This is a genomic window from Mycobacterium sp. (assembly GCF_052145595.1).
Lineage (GTDB): Bacteria > Actinomycetota > Actinomycetes > Mycobacteriales > Mycobacteriaceae > Mycobacterium.
Genome location: NZ_JBKQOI010000290.1, coordinates 1 through 2,606 on the forward strand (window position 1 = coordinate 1; position 2,606 = coordinate 2,606).

Here is a 2,606-nt window from a genome sequence, read left to right on the forward strand (position 1 = left end):
CGCTCGACCGATATGCAGATCTGGCCGGAGTTGAAGTAGCCGCCCCACAACGCGCCGTCGACAGCCCGGTCGATATCGGCATCGGCGCAGACGATCATCGCGTCCTTACCACCCAGTTCGAGGCTGCACGGGATGAGCCGCTGCGCGGCGGCGACCGCGACCCGCCGGCCAGTGTTAACCGATCCGGTGAACATCACGAAGTCGACGAGATCGATGACCGCAGAGCCGGTTTCACCGTAGCCGTAAACCGCGTCGAAGACGTCCGGCGCCTCGATCTCCCGCCAGCCGGCGATCATCAGTTGCCAGCAGAGTGGAGTGAATTCGGACGGTTTGGACAACACGGCGCAACCTGCCATCAAGGCGGCCGGGATATCCAGCATCGGCACCGACAGCGGACCGTTCCACGGGGTGATCACCCCGACGAGTTGGTACGGCTCATAGGCGATGGTTAGCTTCTTCGCGGCGTTGGCAGCGCCGACCGGCCGGACGTTCTCGTCGGCCAGGAACTCCGCCGCGTTGTCTGTCCAGTAGTTGATGAGCTGCGGCACCAGCGCCTCGCTACCCGCCGTATCGCCCCACGACTTCCCCGTCTCACGCTCGACCATGCTGAGCAGTTCGTCGGTGTGGTCGAGTATCCAGTCCCGCCACTTGCCGAGCCACTCGGCGCGCCCTTCGACGCCCATGGCCTGCCACGCGGGCTGGGCCGCGCGCAGCCGGGCCGCAACCGCCTCCACCTCCGCGACGGATGTCACCGCCACCCTGCCGACCACCTCACCGGTGGCGGGGCACTTGACCACGATGTCGGTGCGAATATCGCTTGTTGCCGTTTGCATTCCCCGACGTTACTGCGTATTTTGGCCGCGAGCCAGGCTATTTGGCGAGCTCCCAGAATTGCAGCCAATCGGTCCCAGCAACGCATTGGCCCGCTCGGGCCACGAAGGCGTCCGTCGCTGAGGCCTCGGTCGGGGGTTACCGGATCGGCCGAGAACGCAAATCACGGATGGGATGGCAAGCGAAAAGCCGAATGCGAAACCGCCGCGCTCGGCCTTTCGCCTAGCGGACCTTGGACGGGTGGATGATCGGGCCGTCGAGCGCCACCTTCGGATTCCATCCGGCCAACAGTTTGCGCTGATGGCAGAATTCCTGGCCCTGGATGCACTCGCCGTTATAGGCGTCCGCCTCGGGCGATGTCGCCAGCCAATAGACCACCTCGCCGATCACCTCGGGCGGCTGCCAGGTGCCGTCATCGGCTGAAAACCCGAAGCCAGCCATGTCCTGGGCGATGCGCTCTGTTCTGATCGGGCCGGGCTGGATGTTGAACGCGCGGATTCCCTGGTCGGCGTATTCGACCGCGAGCAGGCCGGCAATGGTGTGTCCCGCCGCCTTCGACATGGCGTAGCTCAGCCCCCACCCGCCTTTCCCGACCTTCGCCGGCGGCACGTCATAGGCCGCGCCGGACGTGATGTAGATGATCGTGCCGCCGCCCTGCTTCAGCATGGCCGGAAGGAAGACGCGGTTGAGCACGAGCGGCGCGAAGGCGTTGCCCTGCACGTGTTTTTCCAGGACTTCGACCGGCGTTTCGGCGATGAGATCCATATGCCCCGGACCGATGAAGCGGGCGTTGTGCACCACCAAATCGACATTGCCCCAGCGTTCGAGCACCGTTGTCGCGGCAGCACCCAACGATCCCCGATCGAGCAGGTCGGCCGGCAGCACCATCACCTCGGCACCGGCCGCGCGCATCGCATCTGCCGTGCTGGTCAGGCTCCCGGGCAAGGGCGTCGTGTCGGACTTTTTCACCGTGCTTGAATGTTCGCGCTGCTCGCCTTCGTCGATCGTGCGCGCCGTAATGGCGACATCAAAGCCGCCTTGCGCCAGCCTTATCGCAATCGCCTTGCCGATCCCTCGGCTCGCTCCCGTTACGAATGCCTTCCTCCTCTGCGTCACTTTCCTCTCCCGTCGCACTGGTGGAACAGATCGTTCTGACTATTTAATGAAAATCTTTGGTGTCTCGGCGATAGCGAGACCTGGCGTCGCTCCCGCCAGACTGGGCTGTACTTTGCAACTGGCTTCGTAGGCATCGCACGTTGGTACTCGAAGGTTCTGGCCGTCCTGATCAAGGCGATCGAAGAAGGAGTCTCCACGGTTGCGGTCGACGGTGTAGGCGTCGACGGCGGTGCAGGGCAGCAGTTTTGGCAGCACTTTAGCAGCATTGCCGGGCGCGAATACCCGCGCGCCGCCGCGCCAGCAAACTCGAACCGCAGCGCCGAGCGCCGCGTCTGACCCGTCACGGATGACATAGAGCGTGAGGCGATCCGCGCCGAGGGTCTAGACCCCAACAACCCCGCCGTGGTGGGAGCATCAGAGCTAGTACGGCTGGAATTGCGCCGCGCTGATCCGAATGTTCGCCGTCAAAGGGCGGGGCCGAGGCTATGCACACCGAACCGCTGTGAGATCTGGAACCGATTGAAGGAGGGCCAGGAAGATGGCAACCATGCGGTCTGTCGTCGCCGACACGGTCGGCGAACCGTCCGAGGTCCTGCACCTGCAGGCCCGCCCGATTCCGAAGCCCGGTCCCGGTCAGGTCCGGATCCGGGTGGCAGCTG

3 protein-coding genes are annotated in these 2,606 nt (G+C 64.6%); all 3 read right to left on the reverse strand.

Annotated features, from left to right (window positions below; genetic code table 11):
• Positions 1-833 (reverse strand): aldehyde dehydrogenase family protein (locus ACLP4W_RS24960; RefSeq protein WP_442390072.1); only part of this gene is annotated, 833 nt, incomplete at its 3' end.
• A 220-nt stretch (positions 834-1,053) separates the two neighbouring features.
• On the reverse strand, positions 1,054-1,947 hold the full coding sequence (locus tag ACLP4W_RS24965) for an SDR family NAD(P)-dependent oxidoreductase (RefSeq protein ID WP_442390073.1): 894 nt from the start codon (positions 1,945-1,947) through the stop codon (positions 1,054-1,056).
• A gap of 39 nt (positions 1,948-1,986) precedes the next feature.
• Positions 1,987-2,202: a hypothetical protein gene (locus ACLP4W_RS24970; RefSeq protein ID WP_442390074.1), complete on the reverse strand. Its 216-nt coding sequence runs from the start codon at positions 2,200-2,202 to the stop codon at positions 1,987-1,989.
• Positions 2,203-2,606 lie beyond the last annotated feature (404 nt).